The organism is Pseudorhodoferax sp. Leaf265 (assembly GCF_001422365.1).
Lineage (GTDB): Bacteria > Pseudomonadota > Gammaproteobacteria > Burkholderiales > Burkholderiaceae_C > Pseudorhodoferax.
This window is the reverse complement of record NZ_LMMT01000010.1, coordinates 14,005-39,731: the sequence shown is the minus strand read 5'-3', so window position 1 is coordinate 39,731 and position 25,727 is coordinate 14,005. Positions and strand designations below refer to the sequence as shown.

Annotated in this window: 24 protein-coding genes; 11 read left to right on the top strand and 13 right to left on the bottom strand. The window is 70.2% G+C overall.

All coding sequences use genetic code 11. The features are described 5' to 3' along the window. Window positions 1–123: 123 nt before the first annotated feature. Together ASF45_RS10620 and ASF45_RS10615 are read right to left on the bottom strand one after the other, a co-directional pair. Window positions 124–1,110 carry a sialic acid TRAP transporter substrate-binding protein SiaP gene (locus tag ASF45_RS10620; RefSeq protein WP_056661226.1) on the bottom strand — a complete coding sequence of 329 codons (987 nt, stop codon included), beginning with the start codon at window positions 1,108–1,110 and terminating at the stop codon, window positions 124–126. A 26-nt stretch (window positions 1,111–1,136) separates the two neighbouring features. Continuing rightward, a complete protein-coding gene (locus tag ASF45_RS10615; protein WP_056661223.1) occupies window positions 1,137–1,853 on the bottom strand; it encodes a FadR/GntR family transcriptional regulator in 717 nt (238 codons plus the stop codon). A gap of 109 nt (window positions 1,854–1,962) precedes the next feature. On the opposite strand from ASF45_RS10615, the gene ASF45_RS10610 reads away from it, so the two are divergent. The 4 genes from ASF45_RS10610 to ASF45_RS10595 all read left to right on the top strand — a co-directional run bounded on the left by ASF45_RS10610 (window position 1,963) and on the right by ASF45_RS10595 (window position 4,792). Continuing rightward, window positions 1,963–2,721, top strand: a complete 759-nt coding sequence (locus ASF45_RS10610) for an SDR family oxidoreductase (RefSeq protein ID WP_056661220.1) — start codon at window positions 1,963–1,965, stop codon at window positions 2,719–2,721. Further along, window positions 2,718–3,464, top strand: a complete 747-nt coding sequence (locus ASF45_RS10605; RefSeq protein WP_056661217.1) for an SDR family NAD(P)-dependent oxidoreductase — start codon at window positions 2,718–2,720, stop codon at window positions 3,462–3,464. Before ASF45_RS10610 ends, ASF45_RS10605 begins: the two co-directional genes overlap by 4 nt. Window positions 3,465–3,486: 22 nt before the next feature. Beyond that, window positions 3,487–4,335, top strand: coding sequence for a fumarylacetoacetate hydrolase family protein (locus ASF45_RS10600; protein WP_056661214.1), 849 nt, complete (start codon window positions 3,487–3,489; stop codon window positions 4,333–4,335). A gap of 166 nt (window positions 4,336–4,501) precedes the next feature. After that, window positions 4,502–4,792: a hypothetical protein gene (locus ASF45_RS10595; RefSeq protein ID WP_056661211.1), complete on the top strand. Its 291-nt coding sequence runs from the start codon at window positions 4,502–4,504 to the stop codon at window positions 4,790–4,792. Between the two features lie 3 nt (window positions 4,793–4,795). Here ASF45_RS10595 and ASF45_RS10590 read toward each other — a convergent pair whose 3' ends face one another. Together ASF45_RS10590 and ppk2 are read right to left on the bottom strand one after the other, a co-directional pair. Beyond that, on the bottom strand, window positions 4,796–5,479 hold the full coding sequence (locus tag ASF45_RS10590; RefSeq protein ID WP_056661208.1) for a glutathione S-transferase family protein: 684 nt from the start codon (window positions 5,477–5,479) through the stop codon (window positions 4,796–4,798). 93 nt (window positions 5,480–5,572) lie between these two features. Then, a complete protein-coding gene (gene ppk2 / locus ASF45_RS10585; RefSeq protein WP_056661205.1) occupies window positions 5,573–6,490 on the bottom strand; it encodes a polyphosphate kinase 2 in 918 nt (305 codons plus the stop codon). Window positions 6,491–6,632: 142 nt separating this feature from the next. On the opposite strand from ppk2, the gene ASF45_RS10580 reads away from it, so the two are divergent. The 6 genes from ASF45_RS10580 (at window position 6,633) to ASF45_RS10555 (ending at window position 15,875) form a co-directional block, all read left to right on the top strand. Beyond that, the gene (locus ASF45_RS10580) at window positions 6,633–7,607 is read left to right on the top strand and encodes a magnesium and cobalt transport protein CorA (protein ID WP_056661202.1); all 975 of its coding nucleotides are present in this window, start codon (window positions 6,633–6,635) and stop codon (window positions 7,605–7,607) included. A 203-nt stretch (window positions 7,608–7,810) separates the two neighbouring features. Continuing rightward, complete coding sequence (locus tag ASF45_RS10575; protein WP_056661199.1) at window positions 7,811–9,514, top strand: Na/Pi cotransporter family protein; 1,704 nt, start codon at window positions 7,811–7,813, stop codon at window positions 9,512–9,514. Window positions 9,515–9,519: 5 nt separating this feature from the next. Then, window positions 9,520–10,614: a phosphate ABC transporter substrate-binding protein PstS gene (gene pstS / locus ASF45_RS10570; RefSeq protein WP_056661196.1), complete on the top strand. Its 1,095-nt coding sequence runs from the start codon at window positions 9,520–9,522 to the stop codon at window positions 10,612–10,614. Window positions 10,615–10,771: 157 nt separating this feature from the next. Beyond that, on the top strand, window positions 10,772–13,186 hold the full coding sequence (locus ASF45_RS10565) for a DUF3141 domain-containing protein (protein ID WP_056661193.1): 2,415 nt from the start codon (window positions 10,772–10,774) through the stop codon (window positions 13,184–13,186). Continuing rightward, window positions 13,183–14,634: a bifunctional enoyl-CoA hydratase/phosphate acetyltransferase gene (locus ASF45_RS10560; RefSeq protein ID WP_056661190.1), complete on the top strand. Its 1,452-nt coding sequence runs from the start codon at window positions 13,183–13,185 to the stop codon at window positions 14,632–14,634. Before ASF45_RS10565 ends, ASF45_RS10560 begins: the two co-directional genes overlap by 4 nt. Further along, on the top strand, window positions 14,631–15,875 hold the full coding sequence (locus ASF45_RS10555) for an acetate/propionate family kinase (RefSeq protein WP_082550938.1): 1,245 nt from the start codon (window positions 14,631–14,633) through the stop codon (window positions 15,873–15,875). The genes ASF45_RS10560 and ASF45_RS10555 overlap by 4 nt, the downstream gene beginning before the upstream one ends. On the opposite strand, the gene ASF45_RS10550 is transcribed toward ASF45_RS10555, so the two are convergent. The 7 genes from ASF45_RS10550 to ASF45_RS10520 form a co-directional block, all read right to left on the bottom strand. Further along, window positions 15,876–16,211 carry a copper-binding protein gene (locus ASF45_RS10550; protein ID WP_082550937.1) on the bottom strand — a complete coding sequence of 112 codons (336 nt, stop codon included), beginning with the start codon at window positions 16,209–16,211 and terminating at the stop codon, window positions 15,876–15,878. Window positions 16,212–16,220: 9 nt separating this feature from the next. Beyond that, entirely contained in the window at window positions 16,221–16,679 is a 459-nt protein-coding gene (locus ASF45_RS10545; protein WP_056661187.1) for a DUF411 domain-containing protein, read from the bottom strand. Continuing rightward, window positions 16,676–17,170 carry a plastocyanin/azurin family copper-binding protein gene (locus ASF45_RS10540; protein ID WP_056661184.1) on the bottom strand — a complete coding sequence of 165 codons (495 nt, stop codon included), beginning with the start codon at window positions 17,168–17,170 and terminating at the stop codon, window positions 16,676–16,678. The genes ASF45_RS10545 and ASF45_RS10540 overlap by 4 nt, the downstream gene beginning before the upstream one ends. Before the next feature lie 16 nt (window positions 17,171–17,186). Beyond that, window positions 17,187–18,560, bottom strand: a complete 1,374-nt coding sequence (locus ASF45_RS10535; protein WP_056661180.1) for a multicopper oxidase family protein — start codon at window positions 18,558–18,560, stop codon at window positions 17,187–17,189. Window positions 18,561–18,570: 10 nt separating this feature from the next. Next, window positions 18,571–19,977 carry a TolC family protein gene (locus tag ASF45_RS10530; RefSeq protein WP_056661178.1) on the bottom strand — a complete coding sequence of 469 codons (1,407 nt, stop codon included), beginning with the start codon at window positions 19,975–19,977 and terminating at the stop codon, window positions 18,571–18,573. Then, on the bottom strand, window positions 19,974–20,297 hold the full coding sequence (locus ASF45_RS10525; protein WP_082550936.1) for a hypothetical protein: 324 nt from the start codon (window positions 20,295–20,297) through the stop codon (window positions 19,974–19,976). The genes ASF45_RS10530 and ASF45_RS10525 overlap by 4 nt, the downstream gene beginning before the upstream one ends. Before the next feature lie 103 nt (window positions 20,298–20,400). Beyond that, a complete protein-coding gene (locus tag ASF45_RS10520; protein WP_156472947.1) occupies window positions 20,401–20,850 on the bottom strand; it encodes a hypothetical protein in 450 nt (149 codons plus the stop codon). 97 nt (window positions 20,851–20,947) lie between these two features. Here ASF45_RS10520 and ASF45_RS10515 point away from each other — a divergent pair, with 97 nt between their 5' ends. Continuing rightward, entirely contained in the window at window positions 20,948–23,212 is a 2,265-nt protein-coding gene (locus ASF45_RS10515; RefSeq protein ID WP_056661169.1) for a copper-translocating P-type ATPase, read from the top strand. Here the strand turns inward: ASF45_RS10515 and ASF45_RS10510 are convergent. Beyond that, on the bottom strand, window positions 23,193–23,717 hold the full coding sequence (locus ASF45_RS10510) for an MgtC/SapB family protein (RefSeq protein WP_056661166.1): 525 nt from the start codon (window positions 23,715–23,717) through the stop codon (window positions 23,193–23,195). The genes ASF45_RS10515 and ASF45_RS10510 overlap by 20 nt on opposite strands. Window positions 23,718–23,731: 14 nt before the next feature. Beyond that, window positions 23,732–25,723, bottom strand: a complete 1,992-nt coding sequence (locus tag ASF45_RS10505; RefSeq protein WP_056661163.1) for a lytic transglycosylase domain-containing protein — start codon at window positions 25,721–25,723, stop codon at window positions 23,732–23,734. Window positions 25,724–25,727: the final 4 nt, after the last annotated feature.

Sequence of the window (25,727 nt, the reverse complement as noted above, 5' to 3'; positions counted from 1 at the left end):
GGCGGGCTTGGGCCGGTGCGCGCAGCGATGCCCGCTCCAGTGCACCCACGGCACTGGCGCTGCCAGGCCGCTGGGTGCGCCCCTGTGGGGGTATCGGCCGGCTTGCCGGCCGAAAGGGAGGCGTTACTTGATCGCGATGATCTTGTCGTAATCGGCCTGGCGGTAGCCGTGGTCGGTCGGCTTGGTGTTCTTCAGCACGGCCTCGCGGAACGCGCCCTTGTCCACCGTGATCACGTTGTTGCCCTTCTTCTTGAACTCTTCGACCAGGCGCGCCTCGGAGGCGATGATCTCGCGGCCGGTCTTGTCGGCGGCTTCCACCATCACGTCGCTGAAGATCTTCTTCTCGTCCGCGCTGAGCTTGGCCCAGGTGCTGCCCGAGACCACCGTCAGCAGCGAATCGACGATGTGGCCGGTCAGCGAGATGTTCTTCTGCACCTCGTAGAACTTCTTGGCCTCGATGGTGGGCAGCGGGTTCTCCTGCGCATCGACAGTGTTGTTCTGCAGCGCCAGGTACACCTCGGCGAAGGCGATGGGCGTGGCATTGGCGCCCAGCGCCTTCGGGAACGCCATGTAGGCCGGCGCATCGGGCACGCGGATCTTCAGGCCCTTCATGTCCTCGGGCTTGCTGACCGGCTTGGCCGCGCTGCTGGTCACGTGGCGCGCGCCGTAGTAGCTGAGCGCCGTGATGTGGTTGCCGGTCTTGTCGTCGTAGCCCTTGGCGAGCTCCTTGAACACGTCGCTGGTGGCGTACTTGAGCTGGTGCTCGGCGTCGCGGAAGATGAACGGGAAGTAGCTGATCGACAGCGGCGTGTAGCTGCGGCCCGCGAAGCTCGCGCCGGTCAGCACGATGTCCACCGTGCCCAGCGTCAGGCCCTGGTTGATGTCGGCCTCCTTGCCCAGCGTGGAGGCCGGGAACACCGTGATCTCGTACTTGCCGTTGGTGCGCTTCTTGATCTCCTCGCCGGCCCACACGGAATATTTGTGGAAGGGCTCGGAGGTCTCGTAGACATGGGCCCACTTGAGCTTGGTCTGGGCGCTGGCCAGGCTTGTTGCGGCCAGCAGGCCGGCCAGGGCCAGGGTCTTCAGGGCGATTCGCTTGGGGTGGTGCATCGCTTGTCTCCTAGGGGTGGGTGGGGTCAGGTTGAGGAAAGCTCTTTGGCGCGGCGCCAGCTGGCGGAGAAGCGCTGGTGCGATTTGTCCATGTGGGTGTGCATGGCGGCGCGTGCGGCGGCCTCGTCGCGCGCGGCGATGGCTGCGCGGATGGCCTCGTGTTCGGCGATCGCCATGCGCCAGGACGGCACGGTCTCGAAGTAGCCGCCCAGCCGCGTGAAGATGGGGCCGCGGCGCGAATCCCAGAAGCCCTGCACGGTCTCGCTGAGCACCTGGTTGTCGCAGGCCTCGACGATGGCCAGGTGGAAGGCGCGGTCGCCTTCGAGTGGCATGACCTTGCGGTCCGCCAGTTCGCGCATGGTGTCGATGGCGCGGGCCATCGCGTCCAGGTGCGTGCGCTTGCGCTGCTGGGCCGCGATGGCGGCGGTCTCGCCCTCGACCACGCGGCGCGCGCGGATCAGTTCCAGCGGGCCCCATTCGGTCTCCGCTACCGGCGTGGCGGCGCGGCGTTCGCGCTCCAGCACGTAGACGCCCGAGCCCGTGCGCACCTCGACCCAGCCCTCGACCTCCAGCGCGATCAGCGCCTCACGCACCGAGGGCCGGCTCACGCCCAGCTGCACCGCCAGCTCGCGCTCGGCCGGCAGGCGCGCGCCCACGGCGAACTCGCCCTGCGCGATCAGCGCGCGCAGCTGGTCGGCGATCTGGCGGTACAGGCGTTGCGGGGCGATGGACTGCAGCGGCACGGTGGTTCTTAGGGCTTGTACTGAATTGGCCAAGTGGTCTGACCAATTGATAATTCCACAGCTTCCGGATGGCACCCATCCGGCGAAACCCTGAACACGAGGAGACGCGATGCGATTGCAGGGCAAGAGAGTGTTGGTGACGGCGGCCGGCCAGGGCATCGGCCGCGCGGCCGTGGAGTCGCTGGCACGCGAGGGCGCGGAAGTCTGGGCCACCGACGTGAACGAGGGCCTGCTGGAGCAGGCTTACGCGCGCCAGCCCATGGTGCACACGCACCGGCTGGATGTGCTGGACAAGGCCGCCATCGCGGCGCTGGTGGACGGCATGCCGGGCATCGACGTGCTGTTCAACTGCGCCGGCGTGGTGCACAACGGCACCATCCTCGACGCCACCGATGCGGACCTGGAATTCGCGCTGAACCTCAATGTGCGCGCGCAGTTCTGGGCCATCCAGGCGGTGCTGCCGCGCATGCTGGCCAATGACAACGGCCAGGGCGGCCAGGGGCGGGGCAGCATCATCAACATGGCGAGCGTCTGCGGCAGCTTGAAGGGCCTGCCGAGCCGCTGCGTCTACGGCGTCAGCAAGGCCGCGGTCGTGGGCCTGACCAAGAGCGTGGCAGCCGACTACGTGGCGCGCGGCATCCGCTGCAATGCCATCGCCCCGGGCACGGTGGACACACCGTCTCTGGGCGAGCGCATCAACGCCTACGCCGACCCGGTGGAGGCGCGCAAGGCCTTCGTCGCACGCCAGCCCATGGGACGGCTGGCGCAGGCGGCCGAGATCGTGCCCATCGTGACCTACCTTGCCAGCGATGAATCGGTGTTCGCCACGGGCCAGGTGTTCTCGGTCGATGGCGGCATGACGATATGAACCAGCTCGATCTGAAAGGCCGCCACGCGGTCATCACGGGCGGCGCCGTGGGGCTGGGCTATGGCATCGCCCAACGCATGCTGGCCTCCGGTGCCACCGTCACGCTGTGGGACCGCAACGCCGAAGCGCTGGCCAAGGCCAAGGCCGCGCTGGGCGCCGGGGTGGACGCAGTGCAGGTCGACGTCGCCGCGCACGCCAGCGTGGCCGAGGCTGCGCGCCAGGCCGGCGCAGCACATGCGGCCGTCGACATCCTCGTCAACAGCGCCGGCATCACCGGCCCCAATGTCAAGCTGTGGGACTACCCGCCCGAGGCCTGGGAGCAGGTGCAGCAGGTCAACCTCAACGGCCTGTTCTTTTGCTGCCGCGAGATCGTGCCGCTCATGCGCTCGCGCAACTACGGCCGCATCGTCAACATCGCCTCCGTGGCCGGCAAGGACGGCAACCCCAATGCGAGCGCCTACAGCGCGAGCAAGGCCGCCGTGATCGGCCTGACCAAGTCACTGGGCAAGGAACTGGCCGACACCGGCATCCGCGTGAACTGCATCACCCCGGCCGCAGTGAAGACGCCGATCTTCGACCAGATGACGCCCGAGCACATCGCCTTCATGCTGTCCAAGATCCCCATGGGCCGCTTCGGTACAGTCGAGGAGGTCGCGGCCATGGTCGCCTGGCTGTGCACGGAGGATTGCTCCTTCACCACCGGTGCGGTGTTCGACCTGTCGGGCGGCCGTAGTACCTACTGAATCCAACAAGAGGAAACAACACATGAAACTCGTCCGCTACGGCAACCCCGGCAAGGAAAAGCCCGGCCTGATCGACGCCAACGGCCAGCTGCGCGACCTCTCGTCCGTGGTGCCCGACATCGGCGCGGCCCAGCTCGGCGATGCGGCCCTGGCCAAGATCCGCAAGATCAAGACCGACAAGCTGCCGCTGGTGCGCGGCAAGCCGCGCTACGGTTGCCCGGTGGCCAACGTCGGCAAGTTCATCGCGATCGGCCTGAACTACGCCGACCACGCGGCCGAGTCCAACATGCCGATCCCGGCCGAGCCCGTGGTCTTCACCAAGGCCAACAGCTGCATCCAGGGCCCGAACGATCCCGTCATGCTGCCCAAGGGCTCGGTCAAGACCGACTGGGAGGTGGAGCTGGGCGTGGTCATCGGCGCGCGCGCGCGCTATGTCTCGCAGAAGGACGCGCTGAATTACGTGGCAGGCTTTTGCGTGATCAACGACGTCAGCGAGCGCGCCTGGCAGCTCGAGCACGGCCTGACCTGGGACAAGGGCAAGGGCTTCGACACCTTCGGCCCGATCGGCCCCTGGCTGGTCACGCGCGACGAGATCGCCAACGTGCAGAAGCTCGGCATGTGGCTGGACGTGAACGGCCAGCGCATGCAGACCGGCAACACCAAGACCATGATCTTCAATGTGGCCAAGCTGGTCGCCTACGTGAGCCAGCTCAACACCTTGATGCCGGGCGACGTGATCACCACGGGCACGCCGCCTGGCGTGGGCATGGGCATGAAGCCGCCGGTGTTCCTCAAGAAGGGTGACGTGATCACGCTGGGCATCGACGGCCTGGGCGAGCAGCGCCAGGAAGTGCTGCCGTTCAAGCTCTGAGCGCGCGCAGGCAACCGGGTGGAAGGGGCGCATGGCGCCCCTTCGTTGTTTGTGCGCGGCCTGCAGCATCGGCCCGCAGTGGGGTGCGGTGCCGTCCTACAGGTACAACTGCCAGGGTTCCCCAGAATGCGGCGTTTTCCGAAACGTCTCCTGAGGAAGGTTCCCGATGCAAGCCCAGGCCCAGTGCACCGAACGACTGACGATTCCCGCCTTCGAAGAGCTCGGCGGCCTGGACTGCATGTCGGTGCTGCACAGCGGGCCGGATCGCCTGACCGTGCAGATCGATGCCGAGAAGCCCGCGATCCGCCAGGCCGCCGCGCGCATGATGGCCGGCCAGCTCTACGCCACCTTCGGCGAAACCCCGATCAAGCTCCTGCGCTACACCGTCATGAACCAGGGTGTGCCGGGCCGGCTGGTGTTCGACGCGACCTACCGCGTGCGCCAGCTGCACAGCTGACGGTCAGGGCGCTGCGCGGTAGGGCTCGTCGAAGTCCACGAAGCGGTGCTCGGCCAGCGCGGCCTCGGTCCAGCGCTGCATGGCCGGGAGCGCGCGCACACGTTCGATGTAGGCCGTGATGGCCGGCGGCACCGGCAGCGCGAAGTTGGCCAGCCGCACGCAGACCGGTGCGTAGTAGGCGTCGGCGATGCTGAAGTCGCCGAACAGCAGGGGCCCGCCATGGGTATCAAGCAGTTCCTGCCACATGACCACGATGCGCGCCACGTTGGCGCGCACGGCCGCCTGGTCGCGCCAGATCACGCGGCCCATCTCGGGCATGCTGGCTTCCAGGTTCATGGGGCAGTGGTTGCGCAGCGCGCTGAAGCCCGCGTGCATCTCGGCGCAGACGCTGCGCGCCCGGGCCCGGGCACGGGTGTCGGCGGGCCACAGCTTCTTCTCGGGAAATTTCTCGGCCAGGTACTCGGCGATCGCCAGCGTGTCCCAAACCACCAGGTCGCCATCGACAAGCAATGGCACCTGGCCCGTGGGCGCGAGCGGCTGCAGCGTCTGCTTGAAGGGCGAGGTGGGCGCCAGGTCGTCGAAGGGCACCATGACCTCTTCGAACGCGATGCCGGCCTGGGCCATGAGCAGCCAGGGCCGCAGCGACCAGGACGAGTAGTTCTTGTTGGCGATGTAGAGCTTGAGCATGGCGGACTCCGCGGGTTCAGAAGCCGGCCATGCTAGCGCGGCGCAGGCGCACCGTGGATGCCGAAAACGCGCGCGATCGATGCGCGCCGCGAATCAATAGCGGTCGGGAACGTACATGCTGGCCGGTACCGGGTTGCGCGTGTACTCGGGGTTGCGCGTGCGCTCGGGCAGCACGATGGACGGGTGCTCGATCTCCTCGTAGGGCAGCTGCGTGAGCAGGTGGTTGATGCAATTGAGCCGGGCCTTCTTCTTGTCCACGGCCTGCACCAGCCACCAGGGCGCTTCGGGAATGTGGGTGCGCTCCAGCATGACTTCCTTGGCCTTGGTGTAGGCCTCCCAGCGGCGGCGGCTCTCGAAGTCCATGGGCGAGAGCTTCCACTGCTTGAGCGGGTCGTGGATCCGGCCCAGAAAGCGCAGGTGCTGCTCGTCGTCGGTGATGGAGAACCAGTACTTGACCAGCGTGATGCCCGAGCGGATCAGCATCTTCTCGAACTCGGGCACGGAGCGGAAGAACTCCTCGTACTCGGCGTCGTTGCAAAAGCCCATGACGCGCTCGACGCCGGCGCGGTTGTACCAGCTGCGGTCGAACAGCACGATCTCGCCGCCCGCCGGCAGGTGCGAGACATAGCGCTGGAAGTACCACTGCGTCTTCTCGCGGTCGTTGGGCGCCGGCAGCGCGGCCACGCGGCACACGCGCGGGTTCAGGCGCTGGGTGATGCGCTTGATCACGCCGCCCTTGCCGGCCGCGTCGCGGCCCTCGAACAGGATCACGACCTTCTTCTTGTGGAACTGCACCCAGTCCTGCAGCTTGACGAGCTCGCCCTGCAGGCGCAGCAACTCGCGGAAGTAGGCCTGGCGGCCCAGGCCGTCCTCGGCACCGGCTTCCCCGGCCGCATCCAGGCGGCCATCGTCGATCTCCATCTCCAGCTCCTCGTCGTAGCTGTCGAGCAGGTCGCGTTCGATACGCTGCATCACGCTCTCGTGGTGATCGGGAAGAAGCTTGTCGTTCATGGTGCGGGTCCTTTGGGAACGGGAATGCTAGGAATGGCGTATGACAGCGGCGTGTCAATGCTGTCACGCCGTTGTCACCGTTCTGTCGGAACAATGCGCGAGCGCTTGTCTGCTGTATGCCGGAGAGGAACCAGGTGTTGCGATGCTGATCAACTGCGCGGCCTACGCGGCCGGCGCCAAGCTGGCCGACATCCCGGTGGCCGACATCAGCGACTACCTGGACCGGCCCGGCTGCTTCGTCTGGGTGGCGCTGGCCGATGCCACGCCCGAAGAGCTCGACGAGATGGGCCAGGAGTTCGGCCTGCACCCGCTCGCGCTCGAGGACGCGCGCTGCGGCCACCAGCGGCCCAAGATCGAGGAGTACGGCGACTCGCTGTTCGCCGTGATGCACCTGGTCGAACCCTCGGTGGGCCCGCGGCCGGCACTGCACGTGGGCGAGGTCGACGTGTTCGTGGGCCGCAACTACGTGCTGTCGGTGCGCAACCGCAGCCGCCTGGGCTTCCTGGGCGTGCGCGAGCGCTGCGAGCGCGAGCCCGAGCTGCTGCGCCATGGCGCGGGCTTCGTGCTCTACGCACTGCTGGACGCCGTGGTCGACCGCTACTTCCCGGTCATCGACGCGCTGGAGGTCGAGCTCGAGGGCATCGAGCAGCGCATCTTCACCAAGGGCGCGGCGCGCGCCAGCATCGAGCAGCTGTACGCGCTCAAGCAGCGCGCCATCACGCTCAAGCGCGCCGTGGCGCCGCTGCTCGAAGGCGTGGGCCGGCTGCACGGCGGCCGCGTGCCACCGGTCTGCGCGGGCGCGCAGGACTACTTCCGCGACGTGGTGGACCACCTGGCGCGCATCAACGCCTCCATCGACGCGGTGCGCGACACCATCGCCACGGCGATCCAGGTGAACCTGTCCATGGTCGCGATCGAGGACAGCGAGGTCACCAAGCGGCTGGCGGCCTGGGCCGCGATCTTCGCGGTCTGCACGGCCTTCGCGGCCATCTGGGGCATGAACTTCGAGCACATGCCCGAGCTCAAGTGGCGCTGGGGCTATCCGGCGGGCCTGGCGCTCATGGCGGGCTGCTGCGGCGTGCTGTACTGGCGCTTTCGGCGCGCGGGCTGGTTGTAGCGCTGCACGGCAGGCCGCATGACGGCCGCGCGTCGGCCCTGTGACGCTCTGTTTTGCATACAGTGAAGTTGCTGTGACGGGCTCGCGTTGTCATGTAGACGACATGAACGGTCCGTAATCTTGCCCGGTCCTCTTCGTTCCGACCGGCGGGGGGCTGGAGATCGCCGGACGGCTCAGTCCCTCAGCCAACACCTACACCTCATATGCAAGTCGATATCTTTCGAGAGATCCTCGTGCCCGTCTTCGGCGGGCTCGGGATCTTCATGCTGGGCCTGGAATTCATGTCCGACGGCATCCACAACCTCGCGGTGCACCGCATGCGCGCGCTGCTGGCCAAGATCGCCGGCACGCCCATCAAGGGCCTGGCGGCCGGCACGCTGATCACCGGCGTGCTGCAGTCCAGCACCGCGATGACGGTGATGGTCGTGGGCCTGGTCAACGCCGGCGTGGTGGGCCTGCGCCCGGCCATCAGCGTGATCATGGGCGCCAACATCGGCACCACGCTGGGCAACGGGCTGATCGCGCTGCCGCTGGGGCCGCTGGGCCTCATCACGGCGGGCATCTTCGGCCTGGTCTACGTGTTCGCCAAGAGTCCCAAGACCACCAACATCGCGCTGACCATCGTCGGCTTCTCGCTGATCTTCTACGGCCTGAACCTGCTCACTGGTGGCTTGAAGCCGCTGCGCGCCATGCCCGAAGTCATGAGCGCGATCTCCAGCCTGAACGCCACCAGCTACTCGGGCCTGGCGATCTGCGTGCTGACCGCCGCCGGCATCACGGCCATGATCCACTCGTCCTCGGCCACCATCGGCATCGTGATGGGCCTGGGCGCTGCCGGCATCCTGGACTGGCAGACGGCCGTGGCCTTCTCGCTGGGCGCCGACCTGGGCACCACCATCACCTCGTGGATGGCCTCGCTGAACCTGACCAAGAACGCCAAGCGCGCGGCCTATGCGCACATCTCGTTCAACTTCCTCGGCGTGGCGGTGATGTTCCCGCTGTTCTTCCTGTCCATGGACCTGCTGCAGTGGGGCATGGGCCTGTTCGGCATGAACCCGGCGCAGATGGCGCTGGCCGATGGCAAGGAGACTTACCCCATGGTGCCGGTGGCCGTGGGCATCTACTCGATCGGCTTCAACATCTTCAACACGGCGCTGCTGTTCCCGTTCATCGGCGTGTTCGAGCGCGTGCTCTCGCGCGTCGGTGCGACCAAGGAAGACGAGCTGGAGGACTACTCCATGCCGCGCCACCTGGACCGCAAGGCCCAGGGCGACTTCAATGCCGGCGTGGTCTCGGTGCAGAAGGAACTGGCCCGCTACGTGGAAGGCGCGGGCCTCATGATGGCCGTGTCGCGCGGCGTGGCGACGGTGCCCTCGGACATCGACGCGCACTACAAGGCGCTGGACACGCTGAACCGCGAGATCCGCAGCTACACCGCCGCCATGCTGACGCCCGACCAGACTCCGGCCAAGGCCGACCTGCTGGCCAGCCTGATCGAGGAAGAGGACTTCAGCGCGAGCCTGGGCGAGGCGCTGTACCAGATCAGCCGCCGCGTGGAACGGCAGGTGTTCTCGGCGCAGGCCAGGCCGCTGGTCGACGAACTGCTGGGCCTGGTCGATGCGGCCGTCGCCAAGCGCGTCACGCGCGGCGAACTCGGCGGCAACGTGCAGGAAGACAACGCACCGCAGCTGCTGGCGCTGCGCAAGCGTGCGCTGGACCTGGGCCAGGGCCTGTCGTGGGACGAGCGCGGCGCCATCCTGGCGCTGCTGGGCAGCGCCGAGCGCGCCTTTTTCCTGGTCGAGCGCATCTTCAGCGAGCGCCTGTCGGTCTCGCGCGACCTCGGCCGCTTCGAGAGCCGCCCGGGTGCTGCCGGCCTGCGCACGCAGTCCGTGCCGGTGGCAGGGTGAGCGCCATGCGCACGCTGCCTTCGCGCCGCATCGCGCTGGCCGCCCTCCTGGGCGCGGCGCTGGCGCCGGCCATGGCCCAGACGCAAGATGAGTTCGGCCGCGCCGGCCTGCAGGGCGCCGGCTCCACCTTCGTCCATCCGCTGGCCGCGCGCTGGGTGCGCGAGTACCGCCACCACCTGGCCGGCGGCATCGCCCACGCCACGCCCAACGCCGGGCTGGACGACGACATGAACGGTGCCGCGCTGGACTACGAGCCGGTCGGCTCGCTGGCCGGCATGGCGCGGCTGCGTGCCGGCGCGGTGGACTTCGCGCTCAGCGAGGTGCCGCTGTCGTCGGCCGAACTCAGGCGCCAGCGCCTGGTGCAGTTCCCCATCGTGCTGGGCAGCATCGCCGTGGCGGCCAACCTGCCGGGCCTGCGCGGCGAGTTGCGCCTGTCCGGCCCGGTGCTGGCCGACATCTACCTGGGCCGCATCCAGCGTTGGAACGACGCCGCCATCCGCGCGCTGAACCCGCAGCTGGCGCTGCCCGACGCGGCGATTGCCGTGGTCGGCCGCAGCGACGGTTCCGGTACCACCTACACGCTGACGCACTACCTGGCCGGCCAGAGCGCCGACTGGCGTGCCAAGGCCGGTGCCGACGCGCAGGTGCGCTGGCCCGTGGGCCGCGGCGTGCGTGGCAGCTCCGGCATGGCCGAGGCGCTGCGCCGCACGCCCAATGCCCTGGGCTACCTGGACGCCGTGCAGGCGCGCCAGGCCGGACTCACGGTGGTGGCGCTGCGCAACGCAGCCGGCGCCTTCGTGGCGCCCTCGGCCGCGGCGGCTGCCGAGGCCGCGCAGTCCGCACGCTGGGACGCCGCGCGCGACTTCGACCAGGTGCTGGTCGACAGCCCCGGTGTCGCCAGCTACCCCGTCGTGGCCACGGTGTTCGGCCTCATGCGCGACAACCTGCGCAGTGGCCGCCAGCAGCGCACGCTGGCCTTCTTCGACTGGGCGCTGGTCGAGGGCCGGCTCGCGGCCGAACAACTGGGCTACGTGCCGCTGCCGGTGGCCGTGATCGGCACTGTGCGCGAGACGCTGGCCGCACGCGCTGCCCCGCTGTAGGCGGCCGCGCTCCGCGTGCAACGGCGCCGGTTTCCGGCGCCGTTTTTCTTCGGCGCGGCACCGACACGCCGCTGTCAAGTGCGCTTCCTATGCTGGTTCGGCGCAAGGCCGGTCCCCTGCCGGCCTTTCCTCAACGCTTGCCTCCAGGACGCACACCATGCCTTTGCCGACATCGCCGGTTCCGTTCTCCAACCCCTGGCTCGCCCACGGCGCGCACTGGCAGCAACAGGCCGACAACGCACGCGCCGCCTGGGACGGCCAGCGGGCCTTCGGCGCGCAGATCGGCCGCCTGGCCGAACGCCAGGCGCAGCAGGCCCAGGCCGGGCTGGGCGCGCTGGCGCAGGGCATGCAGCAGCTGTTCGCTTCGCTGTGGCAGCCGCCGGCCGATGGCGCCGCGCTGGCCGCGCAATGGCAGGACTACTGGCGCGATGCCACCCAGCGCCAGCTGCTGTTGCTGGACACGCTGCGCCGCCGCGGCAACACCTTCCTCGAACACGAGGCCGCCGGCATGCCGCCGGTGCTGGACTTCGACCACGAACTCGTGCTGGACGGCGCCACGCTGCCGCGCCCCGTGAACTACCAGCTGCTGCGCGTGGTGCCGCCCGCCGGCGTGGTGGTGGACGAAGACAAGCGCCCGTTCATGATCGTGGACCCGCGCGCGGGCCACGGCGCCGGCATCGGCGGCTTCAAGGCCGACAGCCAGGTTGGCGCGGCCTTCAAGAACGGCCACCCGGTCTACTTCGTCGCATTCCGCCCCGTGCCCGAGCCGGGCCAGACCCTGGCCGACGTGCGCGATGCCGAGCTGCTGTTCCTGTCCGAGATCGCCGCGCGCCACCCCGGGGCGTACCGGCCGGCCGTGGTCGGCAACTGCCAGGGCGGCTGGGCCACCATGCTGTTGGCCGCCTCCCGGCCCGAGCTGGTCGGCCCGGTCGTCATCAACGGTGCGCCCATGTCCTACTGGGCCGGAAAGACCGGGCAGAACCCGATGCGCTACGTCGGCGGCCTGCGCGGCGGTGCGCTGCCGGCGCTGCTGCTGTCGGACCTGGGCGACGGCATCTTCGACGGCTCGGCCCTGGTCGCCAACTTCGAGGGCCTGAACCCGGCCAACAGCCTGTTCAAGAAGGTCTACCACCTCTACGCCAACGTGGACACGGAAGCAGAACGCTTCCTCGAGTTCGAGCGCTGGTGGGGCGGCTTCTTCCTGATGACCGAGGCCGAGATCCGCTGGATCGTGGAGAACCTGTTCGTGGGCAACAAGCTCGCGCGCGGCGAGGCCGAGCTCGGTGGTGAGCGCATCGACCTGCGCAGGATCCGCTCGCCCATCGTGGTGTTCGCCTCCGAGGGCGACAACATCACACCGCCGCCGCAGGCGCTGAACTGGATCGCCGACCTGTATGCCGACGCCGACGAGATCCGCGCCCATGGCCAGCGCATCGTCTACATGGTGCATGCCGACATCGGACACCTGGGGATCTTCGTCTCGGCCAAGGTCGCCGGCCGCGAGCACGACGCCATCACCGACGTGATGGCCGCGCTCGAGGCGCTGCCGCCCGGCCTGTACGAGATGCGGCTGGACGACGAGGAGCGCGTGCGCATCCGCTTCGAGCCGCGCGAGATCGAGGACATCCTGGCGTTCGACGACGGCCGCGACGAAGAAGCGCAGTTCGCCTCTGTGGCGCGGCTGTCCGAGCTCGGCACCCAGGTGTACGAGACGACGCTGCGCCCGCTCGTGCGTGCGGCGGTCACGCCGCGGGCGGCCCAGGCCTTTCGCGCCGTGCAGCCGCTGCGCGCGCGCCGCGTGGCCTGCTCCGACCGCAACCCGCTGATGGGACCCGTGGCCCGGCTGGCCGAGCAGGCCCGCGCGCAGCGCGCGCCGGTCGACCCCTCCAACCCCTTCCTGGCCTGGGAGCGCATGGGCGCGAAGCTGCTGGAGCAGCAGCTGAACCTGTACCGCGACCTGCGCGATGGCCGCAACGAGCTGCTGTTCCACCTGCTCTACGGCGCGCCCGCGGTGCAGCGCCTGGCGGCACCCGCGCTGACGCAGCGCGACGCGCAGCGCCGCGAGGACCTGCGTGCGCTGCCCGATGTGCGCGCGGCGCTGGACGGCATGGCCGTCGGCGGCGCGGTCGAAGGCACGGTGCGCATGCTGCTGCTGATGGCCAAGGCCCGCGGCTACCTGCGCCGCTCGCGCCTGGAGCGGCTGCAGACCTACCGCGCCACGGCCGAGTTCGCGCGCATGGACGAGGAGGCCTGGGGCCGCGTGGTCTACCAGCAGTCCATCGCCATCGAGTTCGAACCCGAGCAGGCGCTGGCCACGCTGCCGCTGCTGCTGGACACGGAGGCCGAGCGCCGCGATGCGCTGGCTGCCGTGCACGCCGTCATGGGCGAGGGTCCCAGCCAGCACGCGGCCGCGCATGCTGCAGCCCAGGACCTGCTGCAGCGCTTCGAGGCGCTGCTGCGCCTGCCGCTGGCCGCGCCCATCGTCCACGACGAAGGCGATGAGTCCGACGAGGACAGCCCCGCACCGCCGCCCACCCGGCGCCGGACCGCCCGCGCGAAGGCCACGGCATGAACGCGCCGGCCGACCTGCCGCTGCCTGCCGGCAGCCGCGCCAACCGCACCTGGGACGAACTGCGCGTGGGCGAGTCCGCCAGCATCCAGCGCAGCGTGACCGAGCGCGACCTGTACCTGTTCGCCCACGCCTCGGGCAACCTGAACCCCATGACCACGCCGGGCCAGGCGATGGACCTGGACGGTGACGGCGTGGACGACTGCTTCGTGCCATCGATGTGGATCGCCTCGCTGGTCTCCAGCGTGCTGGGCAACGTGCTGCCTGGCACCGGCACGCGCTACCGCGACGCGCAGATGGCCTTCGGTGAACCGGCACGCCTGGGCGATGCGCTGCAGGTTTCTGTGCGCGTGGTCGAGAAGCTGGCCGCACCGGCCGTGCTGTTCGACACCGAGGTGCGCCATGCCGATGGCCGCCTGATCGCCAGCGGCCCGGTGCGCGTGGATGCGCCCACGCAGCGCGTGGTGACCGGCGCGCGCGAGCTGCCGGCCGTGTTGCTGGACGCGCACGACCACTTCACGCGGCTGATCGACGCCGCCGCCGCGCTGACGCCCATGCCCACCGCCGTGGTCTGCCCCGACGATGCCAACGCGCTCGGTGGCGCGCTGCTGGCCTGGCGGCGTGGGCTGATCGCGCCGCTGCTGATCGGCGACCGGGCCCGCATCCTGGCGGCTGCGCAGTCGCTCGGCGCAACGCTGGACGGGCTGCCGGTGTTCGACGTGCCCGGCGCGGGCCAGGCCGCCCGCTACGCCGTGGAGATGGTGCACACGCAGCGTGTGCGCGCCATCATGAAGGGCAACCTGCATTCCGACGAGTTGCTGGCCCAGGTGGTCAAGAAGGACGGTGGGCTGCGCACCGGCCGCCGGATCTCGCACGTGTTCGCGCTCGACGTGGCCACGCTGGCCTACCCGCTGTTCATCACCGATGCAGCCATCAACGTGGCGCCTGACCTGCCGACCAAGGTCGACATCACGCAGAACGCGATCGACCTGGCGCGCGCCTGTGGCGTGGCCTGCCCGCGCGTGGCGCTGCTGTCGGCCGTGGAGACGGTGAACCTGGCGATCCCTTCGTCCATGGACGCGGCCATCATCGCCAAGATGGCCGAACGCGGCCAGATCACGGGTGGCATCGTCGACGGACCGCTGGCCATGGACAACGCCATCGACGCGGGCGCCGCGCGCGTGAAGAAGCTGGCCTCGCCCGTGGCCGGTGCGGCCCAGGTGCTGGTGGTGCCCAACATCGAGGCCGGCAACATGCTGGCCAAGCAGCTGACCTTCGTCTCCATGGCGCATTCGGCCGGTCTGGTGGTCGGCGCCAAGGTGCCCGTGATGCTGACCAGCCGCGCCGACGACGAGCGCGCACGCCTGGCCTCCTGCGCGCTGGCGCAGCTGTCCGAGCACTTCATGCGCACGGGGCAGAGTGCCGTGCCGGTGCAGGAGATGCAAGCATGAGCGAGGCTGCACTGTTCCGTGCGGTCCCGGTGGGGCCGGCCGCGGGCGCTGGCACCGAGGTGCTGCTGACGCTCAACGCGGGCTCCTCGTCCATCAAGTTCGCGCTGTTCGAACTGCCGGGCCTGGCGTTGCGCCTGTCCGGCGAGATCGACGGCCTGGGCGCGCAGGCCGGCTTCCAGGTGCGCGATGCCGATGGCGGCGTGCTCGCGCGCCACCGCTGGCACAGCGGCGTCGAGCAGCCAGCCGACCACCGGGACGCACTGACCTGGACCATCGCCTGGCTGGCCGAGCACCAGCGCGGCCTGCGCGTGGCGGCCGTGGGCCACCGCGTCGTGCACGGCGGCCCCGATTTCGGCGAGCCGGTGCTGATCGACGAAGCCGTCCTCGCGCAGCTGCAGGCGCTGGTGCCGCTGGCGCGCCTGCACCAGCCGCACAACCTGGCTGGCATCGCGGCCGCGCGCGCGAGCTTCGGCGACGTGCCGCAGGTGGCCTGCTTCGACACGGGCTTCCACCGCGGCCTGGGCTTCAACGAGGACGCCTTCGCGCTGCCGCGCAACTTTCACGCCGAGGGCGTGCGGCGCTACGGCTTCCATGGGCTGTCGTACGAGTTCATCGCCGGCCGGTTGCGCGCGCTCGACCCGGGCGAGGCGCTGGGCCGTGTGGTCGTCGCCCACCTGGGCAATGGCGCCTCGCTGTGCGGCCTGCGCCAGGGCCGCTCGGTGGCCGCCACCATGGGCTTCTCGGTGCTGGATGGCCTGCCCATGGGCACGCGCTGCGGCCGCATCGACCCGGGCGTGCTGCTGTACCTCATGGAGCAGCGGAAGATGCCGGTGGCGGACCTGTCGCAGCTGCTGTACCAGCAGTCCGGCCTCAAGGCCTTGTCGGGCGGGCTGTCGAACGACATGCGCACGCTGGAGGCGGCGGGCACGCCCGTGGCCGAGCAGGCGATCGGCTACTTCGTGGCCGCGGTCCGGCGCGAGATCGGCATGCTGGCCGCCACGCTGCAGGGCCTGGACGCGCTGGTGTTCACGGGCGGCATCGGCGAGAACTCGCAACGCGTTCGGCGCGAGGTCATGCAGGGCCTGGGCTGGCTGGGCGTGGCGATGGACGAGGGGCGCAACACCGCGCAGGACCAGCTGCTCAGCGCCGCCGGTTCGCGCGTGCTGTGCCTGCGCATCGCCACCGACGAGGAAAGCATGATCGCGCGCCACACGGTGCGCGTGGCGGCGTTGCAGGCCTGATCAGTCCGCGGCGCGCAGTGAGGTCACGGTGAAGGTCCCGCCGACCTTGTCCGCCGTGAACCGCACCTTGTCGCCTGGCTTGACGGCGTCCAGCATCTTCGGATCGGCCACCCGGAACACCATGGACATCGGTGGCATGTCCAGGTTCGGGATGGGACCGTGGCGCAGCGTGAGCTTGCCTTGTTCCAGGTCCACCTTGCGGACCTCGCCATCGACCAGCGGCGCGGCGCCGGGTGGTTGCTGGGCGTCGGGGCCGACGGCCGGAGCGGGCTGTGCCTGCGCGGCCATGGCGGTGCAGGCGATGGCCGCCGCGGCCAGGAGGTGTGTGAATGTCATGGGAGTCTTTCAGGTGCGGGGATGGTGCGCGAAGACCGATGCGCGGCCGGTCTTGTCGATGAGCAGGACGTCGAAGGCGTCACTGTGGCTTCCGGTCTCCATGCCCGGCGAGCCCACAGGCATGCCCGGCACGGCCAGGCCCAGGGCCCTGGGCCTGGCCGCGAGCAGACGCTTGACCGCAGCCGCCGGCACATGGCCTTCGAGCACATAGCCGTCGACCAGGGCTGTGTGGCAGCTGCCGAATGCGGCCGGCATGCCGAGGTGCCGGCGCGTGGCCGAGGTGTCGTCCACCTCGATGACCTTCACCGCAAAGCCCGCGGCTTCCAGGTGGTCGACCCAGTCGCCACAGCAGCCGCAGGTCGAGCTCTTGTAGGCCTGCACCCTGGGCCGCGGCCCCTGGGCCCGGGCTGGCAGGGACAGGGCCGCGGCGCCCGCCGCTGCGGCGGACAGAACGAGGCGGCGCTTCATCGGACCGTGACCTTGCCAACCATCCCGGCCTCGAAATGCCCGGGGAGCAGGCAGGCGAACGCGAACTCGCCGGCCTGGGTGAACTGCCACACGATCTCGCCGCGCCTGCCTGGCTTGACGTGGGCCATGTAGGCCTCGTCGTGTTCCATGCCGGGAAACTTCTTCATCATCTCGGCGTGCTTGCGGAGTTCCCCGGGCGTCCCGATGACGATCTCGTGCAGCACCTGGCCCTTGTTGGCGGCCACGATCCTCACCGTCTCGCCCCGCCGGACGGTGATGTCCGCGGGCGTGAAGCGCATGCTGTCGGCCATGGCGACCTGGATGGTCCGCACCACCTTGGCGGGATCGCCGGCGCGGCCGAAGGCGGTGTCCTCCACCGTGGAGGCGTCGAACGTCCTGGCCTTGGCCGGGTGGTCCTCGGCGCCGTGCGCGAGGGCGCCGGCGTGGGCCAACAGCGCGGCAAGGCCGAGCAGCGTGATTCTGGTGTTCATGTCGGGGTCCTCGGTGTCAGTGGTGGGCGTGGCCGCCGCCGGAGGGCTTGCGCACGGTCATGGTGTTGCGGTCCGCCTGGGGGGCCGGCGCGCGGGCGGGTTGCTCGACCTGGCCCTTGAACTCGTAGGCGACAGTGCCTGGCGGGTGCTGGTAGGGCGCAGGCTCCTTGTAGTCGCCCGGCCGCACCTCGTCGCGCACCTTGACGACGCTGAACATGCCGCCCATCTCGAGGGGGCCGAAGGGCCCGGTGCCGGTCATCATGGGCAGCGTGTTGTCCGGCAGCGGCATCTCCATCGCGCCCATGTCCGCCATGCCCTTGTCGCCCATGACCATGTAGTCGGGCACGAGTTTGGTGATGCGCTCGGCCACGCCGCGGTGGTCCACGCCGATCATGTTGGGCACGTCGTGGCCCATGGCATTCATCGTGTGGTGCGACTTGTGGCAATGGATCGCCCAGTCGCCGGCGACCGCGTCGAACTCGAAGGCCCGCATCTGTCCCACGGCGATGTCGGTCGTCACCTCCGGCCAGCGCGCCGCGGGCGGCACCCAGCCACCGTCCGTTCCCGTGACCACGAAGTGCGGCCCGTGCATGTGGATCGGGTGGTTGGTCATGGTGAGGTTGCCCACGCGCACGCGCACCCGGTCGCCCGTGCGGCACACCAGCGGGTCGATGCCGGGGAACACGCGGCTGTTCCAGGTCCACATGTTGAAGTCGGTCATCTCGGCCGTCTTCGGCGTGGCCGCGCCGGGCTCGATGTCGTAGGCAGCCAGCAGGAACACGAAGTCGCGGTCCACCCGCATCTGCCGCGGGTCCTTGGGGTGGATGACGAACATGCCCATCATGCCCATGGCCATCTGCGTCATCTCGTCGGCGTGCGGGTGGTACATGTGGGTGCCGGCGCGCAGCAGGGTGAACTCGTAGACGAAGGTCTTGCCCACCGGGATGTGCGGCTGCGTGAGGCCGCCCACACCGTCCATGCCCGATGGCAGCAGGATGCCGTGCCAGTGCACCGTGGTGTGTTCGGGCAGCTTGTTGGTGACGAAGATGCGCACCCGGTCGCCCTCGACGGCCTCGATGGTCGGCCCGGGGCTGCTGCCGTTGTAGCCCCACAGGTTGGCCTTCATGCCGGGCGCGAACTCGCGCACCACGGGCTCGGCGACCAGGTGGAATTCCTTGACGCCGTTGTGCATGCGCCAGGGCAGGCTCCAGCCGTTGAGCGTGGCGACCGGGTTGAACGGCCGGCCCGTGTCGGGCGGGCGCGGCGGCTGCATGGCCGGCGAGCTCTGGTAGACGGCCTCGGGCAGGGATGCGGCGCCCACGCGGCTGACCGTCGTGGCACCCAGGGCGACGGCGCCTGCCGTCCTGAAGAAGTTTCTGCGGTTGGACATGTGGGCTCTTTCAGTGGCCGGCGGACGGTGCGCCTGCCGCTGTTGCGGGGGAGGCCGCGGGGGTGGGGGCGCCGCCGGGGGAGCGGCCGGTCAGTGCGGTCTGCAGGTCGGTTTGGGCGATCCAGAAATCGCGCAAGGCCTGCACGTAGTCCGTGACGCCCCGGACCTGCTCGCGCGCGTCGGCCAGCAGCTCGAACACGCCGATCAGCATGCCGTTGTAGCGCAGCAGGTTTTCCTCGGAGATGCGCTTGCGCAGCGGGACCACCTCGTCGCGGTAGTGCCGCGCGAGGTCATGGGCCGTGCGGTAGGCGGCGTAGGACTCCCGCACTTCGGAGCGCGCGTTCACGGCCACGGCGGCCAGGCGGTGCACGGACTGCATGTAGGTCGCCTCGGCGCGCGCGGAGCGCGCGGTGCCGAAGTCGAACAAGGGGATGGGCAGTTCGATCTCGTAGCCGTTCTGCCGGCGCGCGCCGGTCTCGCTCTTGTTTTGGTATCCGACCTCCAGGCCGTCGATGAAGCGCGTGGCGTGCGTGAGCCCGAGCGCGCTGGCGGTCGCCTCCGTGGCCCGCCTGGCCATCAGGATGTCCAGGCGCGTCGCGATGGCCGTCTGCTCGGCGTTGTGCGGTGTGGTCGGCTGTGGGGGCAGGGCCGGCAGGCGTTCCGGCAGGGTGTAGTCCAGTTGGTCGCCCGACAGCCCCAGCAGGCGGGTCAGGCGCTCGCGCTCGGCCACGGCCTGCTGCTGGGCCCGGGCGAGCCCGGCCGTGGCGTCGGCATAGAAGGCCTGCTCGCGCATCTGGGCCAGCTTGTTGAAGTTGCCCGCCTGCAGCATGCGCCGGGCCAGCTCGTTGGAGACATCGGCCGCCTCCTTGACCTGGCGCAGGTAGTTGACCGTCTCCTGTGCGGCGACGGCACCGAAGTAGGCACGCCGCGTGTCGGCGGCCAGGCCCACGGCCTGCGCCGCGGCCAGGACCTGCGCCTCTTCGAAGTGGCGCTGCTGCACCTTGGTCGCGGCCGGCATGGTCAGCAGGCCCAGCAGGTCGAACATGACCGAGCGTTCGATCTCGGCGGCGCCGCCGCCCAGCGCCATGCGGCCGAAGCCGAACACCGGATTGCGCAGCCGGCCGGCCTGGACGAGGTCCGCTTCGGCGATGCCCAACTGGCTGAAGCTGGCCTGCAATCCGCGGTTGTTCAGCAGGGCCAGTTCGACCGCCGCGTCTGGCGTGAGGGGCTGCGCGAGGAGTTCTGCCACGCGGGCACGGGCCTGGCCGGCGTCCTGCGCAGACCGCTGCGGCGCGATGCCCTGTCCGGTACGCTCCTTGGTGAGCGCGGACACCCGGTCCATGCCACCGTCGGGCGAGAACGCGGCACAACCGGCCAGCACCGATGCGGCCAGGGCCGCGACCGTGGCGCGCATCATGGTCGGCCCCCGTGCATGGGGTGGCCCGCCGCCGCGGGGGGCGGGTGGCTGGCTGCACCCTGGGGCGACGCGGGCATGGCGTGGGCGCCGTGCCCGCCGGCCCGGCCTGCGGCGGGGGCGACGAGCTGGTCGTTGAGCTGGCGCCAGTTGCCGGGCCGGATCTCCTGCCAGGGTTTGTAGTCGGAGAAGGCCGATGCATGGCGCAGGGCCGGCGCGGCGGCGGCGGGGTCATCGGGGCGCGCGCCCTCGGACAGGGCGAATGCGCCCAGCGGCAGGCACAGCACCAGCACCGGTGCGGCCCGCAGGGAAAGTCTGTTCATCGTTCGGAACCATGTGAGAGAACTGGCGGCATGCCAGAGACGCCCATGCGTTCGCGCAGCGGACGCACGAGCCCCATCGGGCCTCCCGCGGAGGCCTCGTGGGTCAGATGGTTCGTGGAGGGCGCTCCTGGCCGTCCGACAGGAAGGTCGGGGCCGGGGCCGGGAGATCGGGGAAGGGGGCCGAGGCCAGGTCGAGGGGGGCGGCGAGGCCCCCTGCTGCGCTCGGCACCGGCGGTGTGGCGCACGACGCCGAGCACATGTTGCACTTGTCGGCGGGGCCTGCCGCATGCGCAGGGTCGGCTGCCGCGTGGTCACCACCGTGGGAATGCCCGGCCTCGTCGTGCCCATGGCTGCCGTGCCCATGGTCCCCGGCCGGTGCGCCGAGCTGCTGCGCCGCGGCGCTTGCAGGCGGCGGGCAGGCCATGGCCGCCGCCATCGCGCCCCGGACGGGGAGCAACACGGCGAGCAGCACGAGCAGCCAGATACGCAGCAGTTTCACAGGCTTGGGGCGACGGGCGGGAATTCCGTCCGTCGATTCACGAATGTCCGCCATGCTAAACCTTGCCATGGGGAGAAGGTCAATGGGGCCCGTGGCGCGCCTTGACATTGCGGCGATGTCAGGGGCCAGACTGGCGCATCCGGAGCCCGTCATGCAGACCTCAAACCCATCCCACAGCGGCCACCCAGGCCACGGCCACCATGGCCTTGCAGGTCACCACCACGAGGCGGCCGCGGCCGGGCCGGCGAAACCTGGGGGCCCGTACACCTGTCCCATGCATCCGCAGGTACGGCAAGCGGGGCCGGGCAACTGCCCCATCTGCGGCATGGCGCTGGAGCCGCTGATCGCGGCCGAGGGAGAGGGGGACAGCCCCGAGCTGCGGGACATGCAGCGGCGCCTGGGCATTGGCGCGGTGTTGACCGCTCCGGTGTTCGCGCTCGAGATGGGGAGCCATGTCTTCGACATCCACCACCTCATCGCACAGCAGGCCTCGAACTGGGTGCAGCTCGCGCTCGCGACGCCCGTGGTGCTCTGGGCCGGATGGCCGTTCTTCGCGCGGGGGGCGGCTTCGGTCAGGAACCGCAGCCTCAACATGTTCACGCTCATCGCGCTGGGCACGGGCGCGGCCTGGCTGTACAGCCTCGTCGCGACGCTGCTGCCCGGGCTGTTCCCCCCCGCTCTGCGGCGTGAGGACGGTGCCGTGGCCGTGTACTTCGAAGCGGCCGCCGTCATCACGGTGCTGGTGCTGCTCGGCCAAGTCCTGGAGCTGCGGGCGCGCGAGAAGACCTCGGGTGCGATCAAGGCGCTGCTCGGGCTTGCGCCCAGGACGGCGGTCAGGCTGAATGCCGCCGGCGCGGACGAAACGGTGCAGGTCGATGCGATCCAGGTCGGCGACCTGCTGCGCGTGCGGCCGGGCGAGAAGGTGCCCGTGGACGGCGAGCTGACCGAAGGCAAGGGCAACGTCGACGAGTCGATGGTGACGGGCGAGCCCCTTCCCGTCGCGAAGTCGGTCGGATCGAAGCTCACGGCGGGCACGATGAACCAGACCGGCGGCTTCGTGCTGCGTGCCGAGCGGGTCGGCGCCGACACCCTGCTGGCGCAGATCGTGCACATGGTGGCCGCGGCCCAGCGCAGCAGGGCGCCGATCCAGCGCATGGCCGACCAGGTCGCGGGCTGGTTCGTGCCGGTGGTGATCCTGCTGGCGCTGCTGACCTTCGCTGCATGGCTGGTGTGGGGGCCGGCACCGGCCTTCAGCTACGCGCTCGTGACCTCGGTGGCCGTGCTCATCATCGCGTGCCCCTGCGCGCTGGGGCTCGCAACGCCGATGTCCATCATGGTCGGGGTCGGCAAGGGGGCCCAGCACGGCATCCTGGTCCGCGATGCGCAGGCGCTGGAGAAGATGGAGAAGGTCGATACGCTGGTGGTGGACAAGACCGGCACATTGACCGAGGGGCGGCCGAAGGTGGTCCACATCGAGGCGACGGCGGGCTTTTCCTCCGGGGACGTGCTCCACAAGCTCGCCAGCGTGGAGCGGGCCAGCGAACACCCGCTCGCCTTGGCCATCGTGGCGGCCGCGCAGGAGCGCAAGCTCGCCTTGTCCCCGGTGTCCGGGTTCGACTCCCCCGTGGGCAAGGGCGTGGTGGGTACGGTGGAAGGGGTGGATGTGGTTTGCGGCAGCGCACGGTTCCTGGCCGAACAGGGCATCGACACCGCGGCGCTCGACGCCGCGGCCGAGCAGCAACGGCGCGCCGCGGCCACGGTGATCTTCGTCGGCCTCGGCGGCCGGCTGGCGGGCTTCGTCGCCATCGCCGACCCCGTCAAGAAGACCACGCCGCAGGCGCTGCAGGAACTGAAGGCCATCGGCATGCGCATCGTCATGCTGACGGGCGACGGCAAGACCACTGCCGACGCCGTGGGCCGGCAGCTGGGCATCGACGAAGTCGTGGCCGACGTGCTGCCGCAGGACAAGGCCGCCGTCGTCCAGCGGCTGCAGGCCGAGGGGCGGACCGTGGCCATGGCCGGCGACGGCGTCAACGATGCGCCAGCCCTCGCCCAGGCGACGGTCGGCATCGCGATGGGCACGGGCACCGATGTGGCGATGGAAAGCGCGGGCATCACCCTGCTCCATGGCGACCTGCTGGGCATCGTCCGGGCGCGGGCGCTGTCGCGCGCGACGATGCGCAACATCCGGCAGAACCTGGTGCTTTCCTTCGCCTACAACGTCGCGGGCATTCCATTGGCAGCCGGTGTGCTCTACCCGTTCCTCGGGCTGCTGCTGTCGCCGGTGGTGGCGGCGGCGGCGATGGCGCTTTCGTCCGTGAGCGTGATCGCGAATGCCCTGCGCCTGCGCACACTGCGGCTCGACGACGGGGGCCACCCGTCGGGAAGGACAGAGGTCAGCGGTCCGGCGGCGTGACGATGCGCCGCGGCGCATCGGCCTTGCGCTCGAACAGCCGTGCGAACAGCGGCAGCGAGGCCATGATGGCCAGCGTCAGCAGCGTGGCGAGGATGGCGGTGCTCTCCTTGCCCAAGCCGGCGGCCACGCCGATGGCGGCCGTCATCCAGATGCCGGCCGCCGTGGTCAGGCCCTTGACCCGGCTCTCGGCATCGCCCTTGAGGATGGTGCCGGCACCCAGGAAGCCGACCCCGGCGATCACCCCCTGCAGCACACGGCTCATGTCGGCCGCGCCGATATCGAACTGTTGCGAGGCCAGTACGAACATGGCCGCACCCATGGACACCAGCATGTGGGTGCGCACGCCGGCCGCCTTGCCCTTGGCCTCGCGCTCGATGCCGAGCAGGCCGCCGAGCAGGGCGGCCAGGGCCAGGCGCAGCACGATGCGCGTCGCGTCCTCGACGCTGCGCAGGTCGGAAAACTCCTGCGCGATGGTGTCGCCGATGCGAGCCAGGGCGTCATCCATCGCGTGCGCTGCCTTCAGGGCAGTTCCTTGCTCGGGTCGGGTGCGCCGGCGGCCAGCGGGCCCACGCTGCCCATGCGCGCCTTCAGCGATTGCGGCTGGCCAGTCAGGATGGCAGCGTAGTTGGTGGCGTTGGAGACCACCTTCTTGACGTAGTCGCGCGTCTCGTTGAACGGGATGTTCTCGGCCCAGATGGCGGCCTCCAGCGTCGGGCTGCCGGCCTGGCCACGCCACACGCGCGGCCGACCGGGGCCGGCGTTGTAGGCGGCCGCAGCCAGCGGCATGGAGCCGGCGAAGTCGTCCAGCACGAGCTTCAGGTAGCCGGTGCCGATCGCGATGTTGGTCTCGCGCTCGTTGATCTGGCCGGGCGTGAAGTCCGTGAGGCCGATCTTGCGCGCGGTCCAGCGCGCTGTGGCCGGCATCACCTGCATGAGGCCGGAGGCGCCCACGTGCGAGCGCGCGTCCATGATGAAGCGCGACTCCTGGCGGATCAGGCCGTAGACGAAGGCCGGGTCGAGATTGATCGCGCGGCTGCGCGGCACCACCGAGTCCTGCAGCGGCATCGGGAAGCGCTGGCTGAAGTCGATGGCCTGGCGCGTGCGTTCGCTGGTGTTGATGCAGCGGTCCCAGACCTCGCGCTCGCAGGCGAGATCGGCAGCGGCCAGCAGGTCGCGCTCGGCCATGCCGCCCGGGCTGTGCAGGTTGGTGGCGTAGTTCCACTCGCGCACGCCTTCGCTGCGCAAGCCCATGCCGATGGCGTAGAGCGCGCGCTGCAGGCTGGGGTTGCTGCGGGCCAGGGCCTTCTCGTCGGGCGTGGGCGGTGGCGGCGCGGGCGGCACCTCGATCTTGCGGCCGAGTTCCTCCAGCGCCAGCTGCTCGTAGAAGCCGCGCACGCCAGCGATGCTTTCGTACAGCTGCAGCGCCTCGGCGCGGTCGGCTTCGTTGCCGATCTTCTGCAACGCGCGGGCGCGCCAGTAGATCCAGGCCGGGTCCAGGCGGCTCTCGTCGCCCATGGCCTGGATGGTGGTGGTCAGCGCCTTCCACTGGCCTTCGCGCAGCGCGGTGCGGGCCTTCCAGACCAGCATTTCGTCGTGCAGGTCGGTGTCGCGCTGCACCTTGCTGAAGTACTCCCAGGTCATGGGCGAGCGGCGGATCGCGGCCTGCTTGCCGATCACGCCCCAGAGCCAGTTGCGCTCCTCGGCCGAGAGCTGCACGCTCCACTTGCTGTCCAGCGCCGCGGCGGCCTGCTCGGGGTCGGAGGCGGCCAGCTTGACCAGGGCCAGCGTGATGAGTTCTCGGCGCAGCTTGGAGGCGGCCACGCTGCGGCCGGCCAGGTAGCGCACCGGACTGTCGAGCAGCTGGCCGACCTGGTCCAGCACCTCGGGCGCGACGATCTGCACGGCGTCGCGCGTGGCGCGGCTGCGGTTGGCCTCGGCCGACAGGCGGGCCTTGCGCCAGACGTCCTCGGCCGGCAGGCGACGGGTGGCGTAGAGGCGGTCGGCCGCCTGGGTGCAGCCGTCGTCGGCGTCGCGCTGGGCCAGCCACAGACGGCGCACGTCGTCGGCCGCCACCTGCGAGGCGGGCTGGTTGCTGCGCAGCTGGTCGACCAGCAGGGCGTAGCAGCGCACCTGGCGGTCGTCGCCCATGCGGAACTGTGGGTGCTCGGCGGCGAAAGTGCTCCAGTCGCGGCGCTGGCCCAGCAAGAGCAGCCAGTCGTTGCGCAACCGGTCTTCCTGGTAGCTGCCGGCGTAGCGGGCGCTGAAGGCCTGCATGTCGCCGCTCGTGAAGTCCTCCAGCCGGCTGCGGGCTTCCCAGTAGGCGGCCCAGGGCTCCAGCACATGGCCGCGCACCTGCGGCAACAGGCTGGCCAGGCGTGCCTTGTCGCCGCGCCGCGCGGCCTGCTGCATGTCCAGGATCAGCTGGTCGGCAGGGGTCTGGGCCGGGCTGGGCAGGGCCGCACCCAGCCCGGCCATGAGAACGATCGATGTCAGAATGGCCCGTACTTGCATGGGG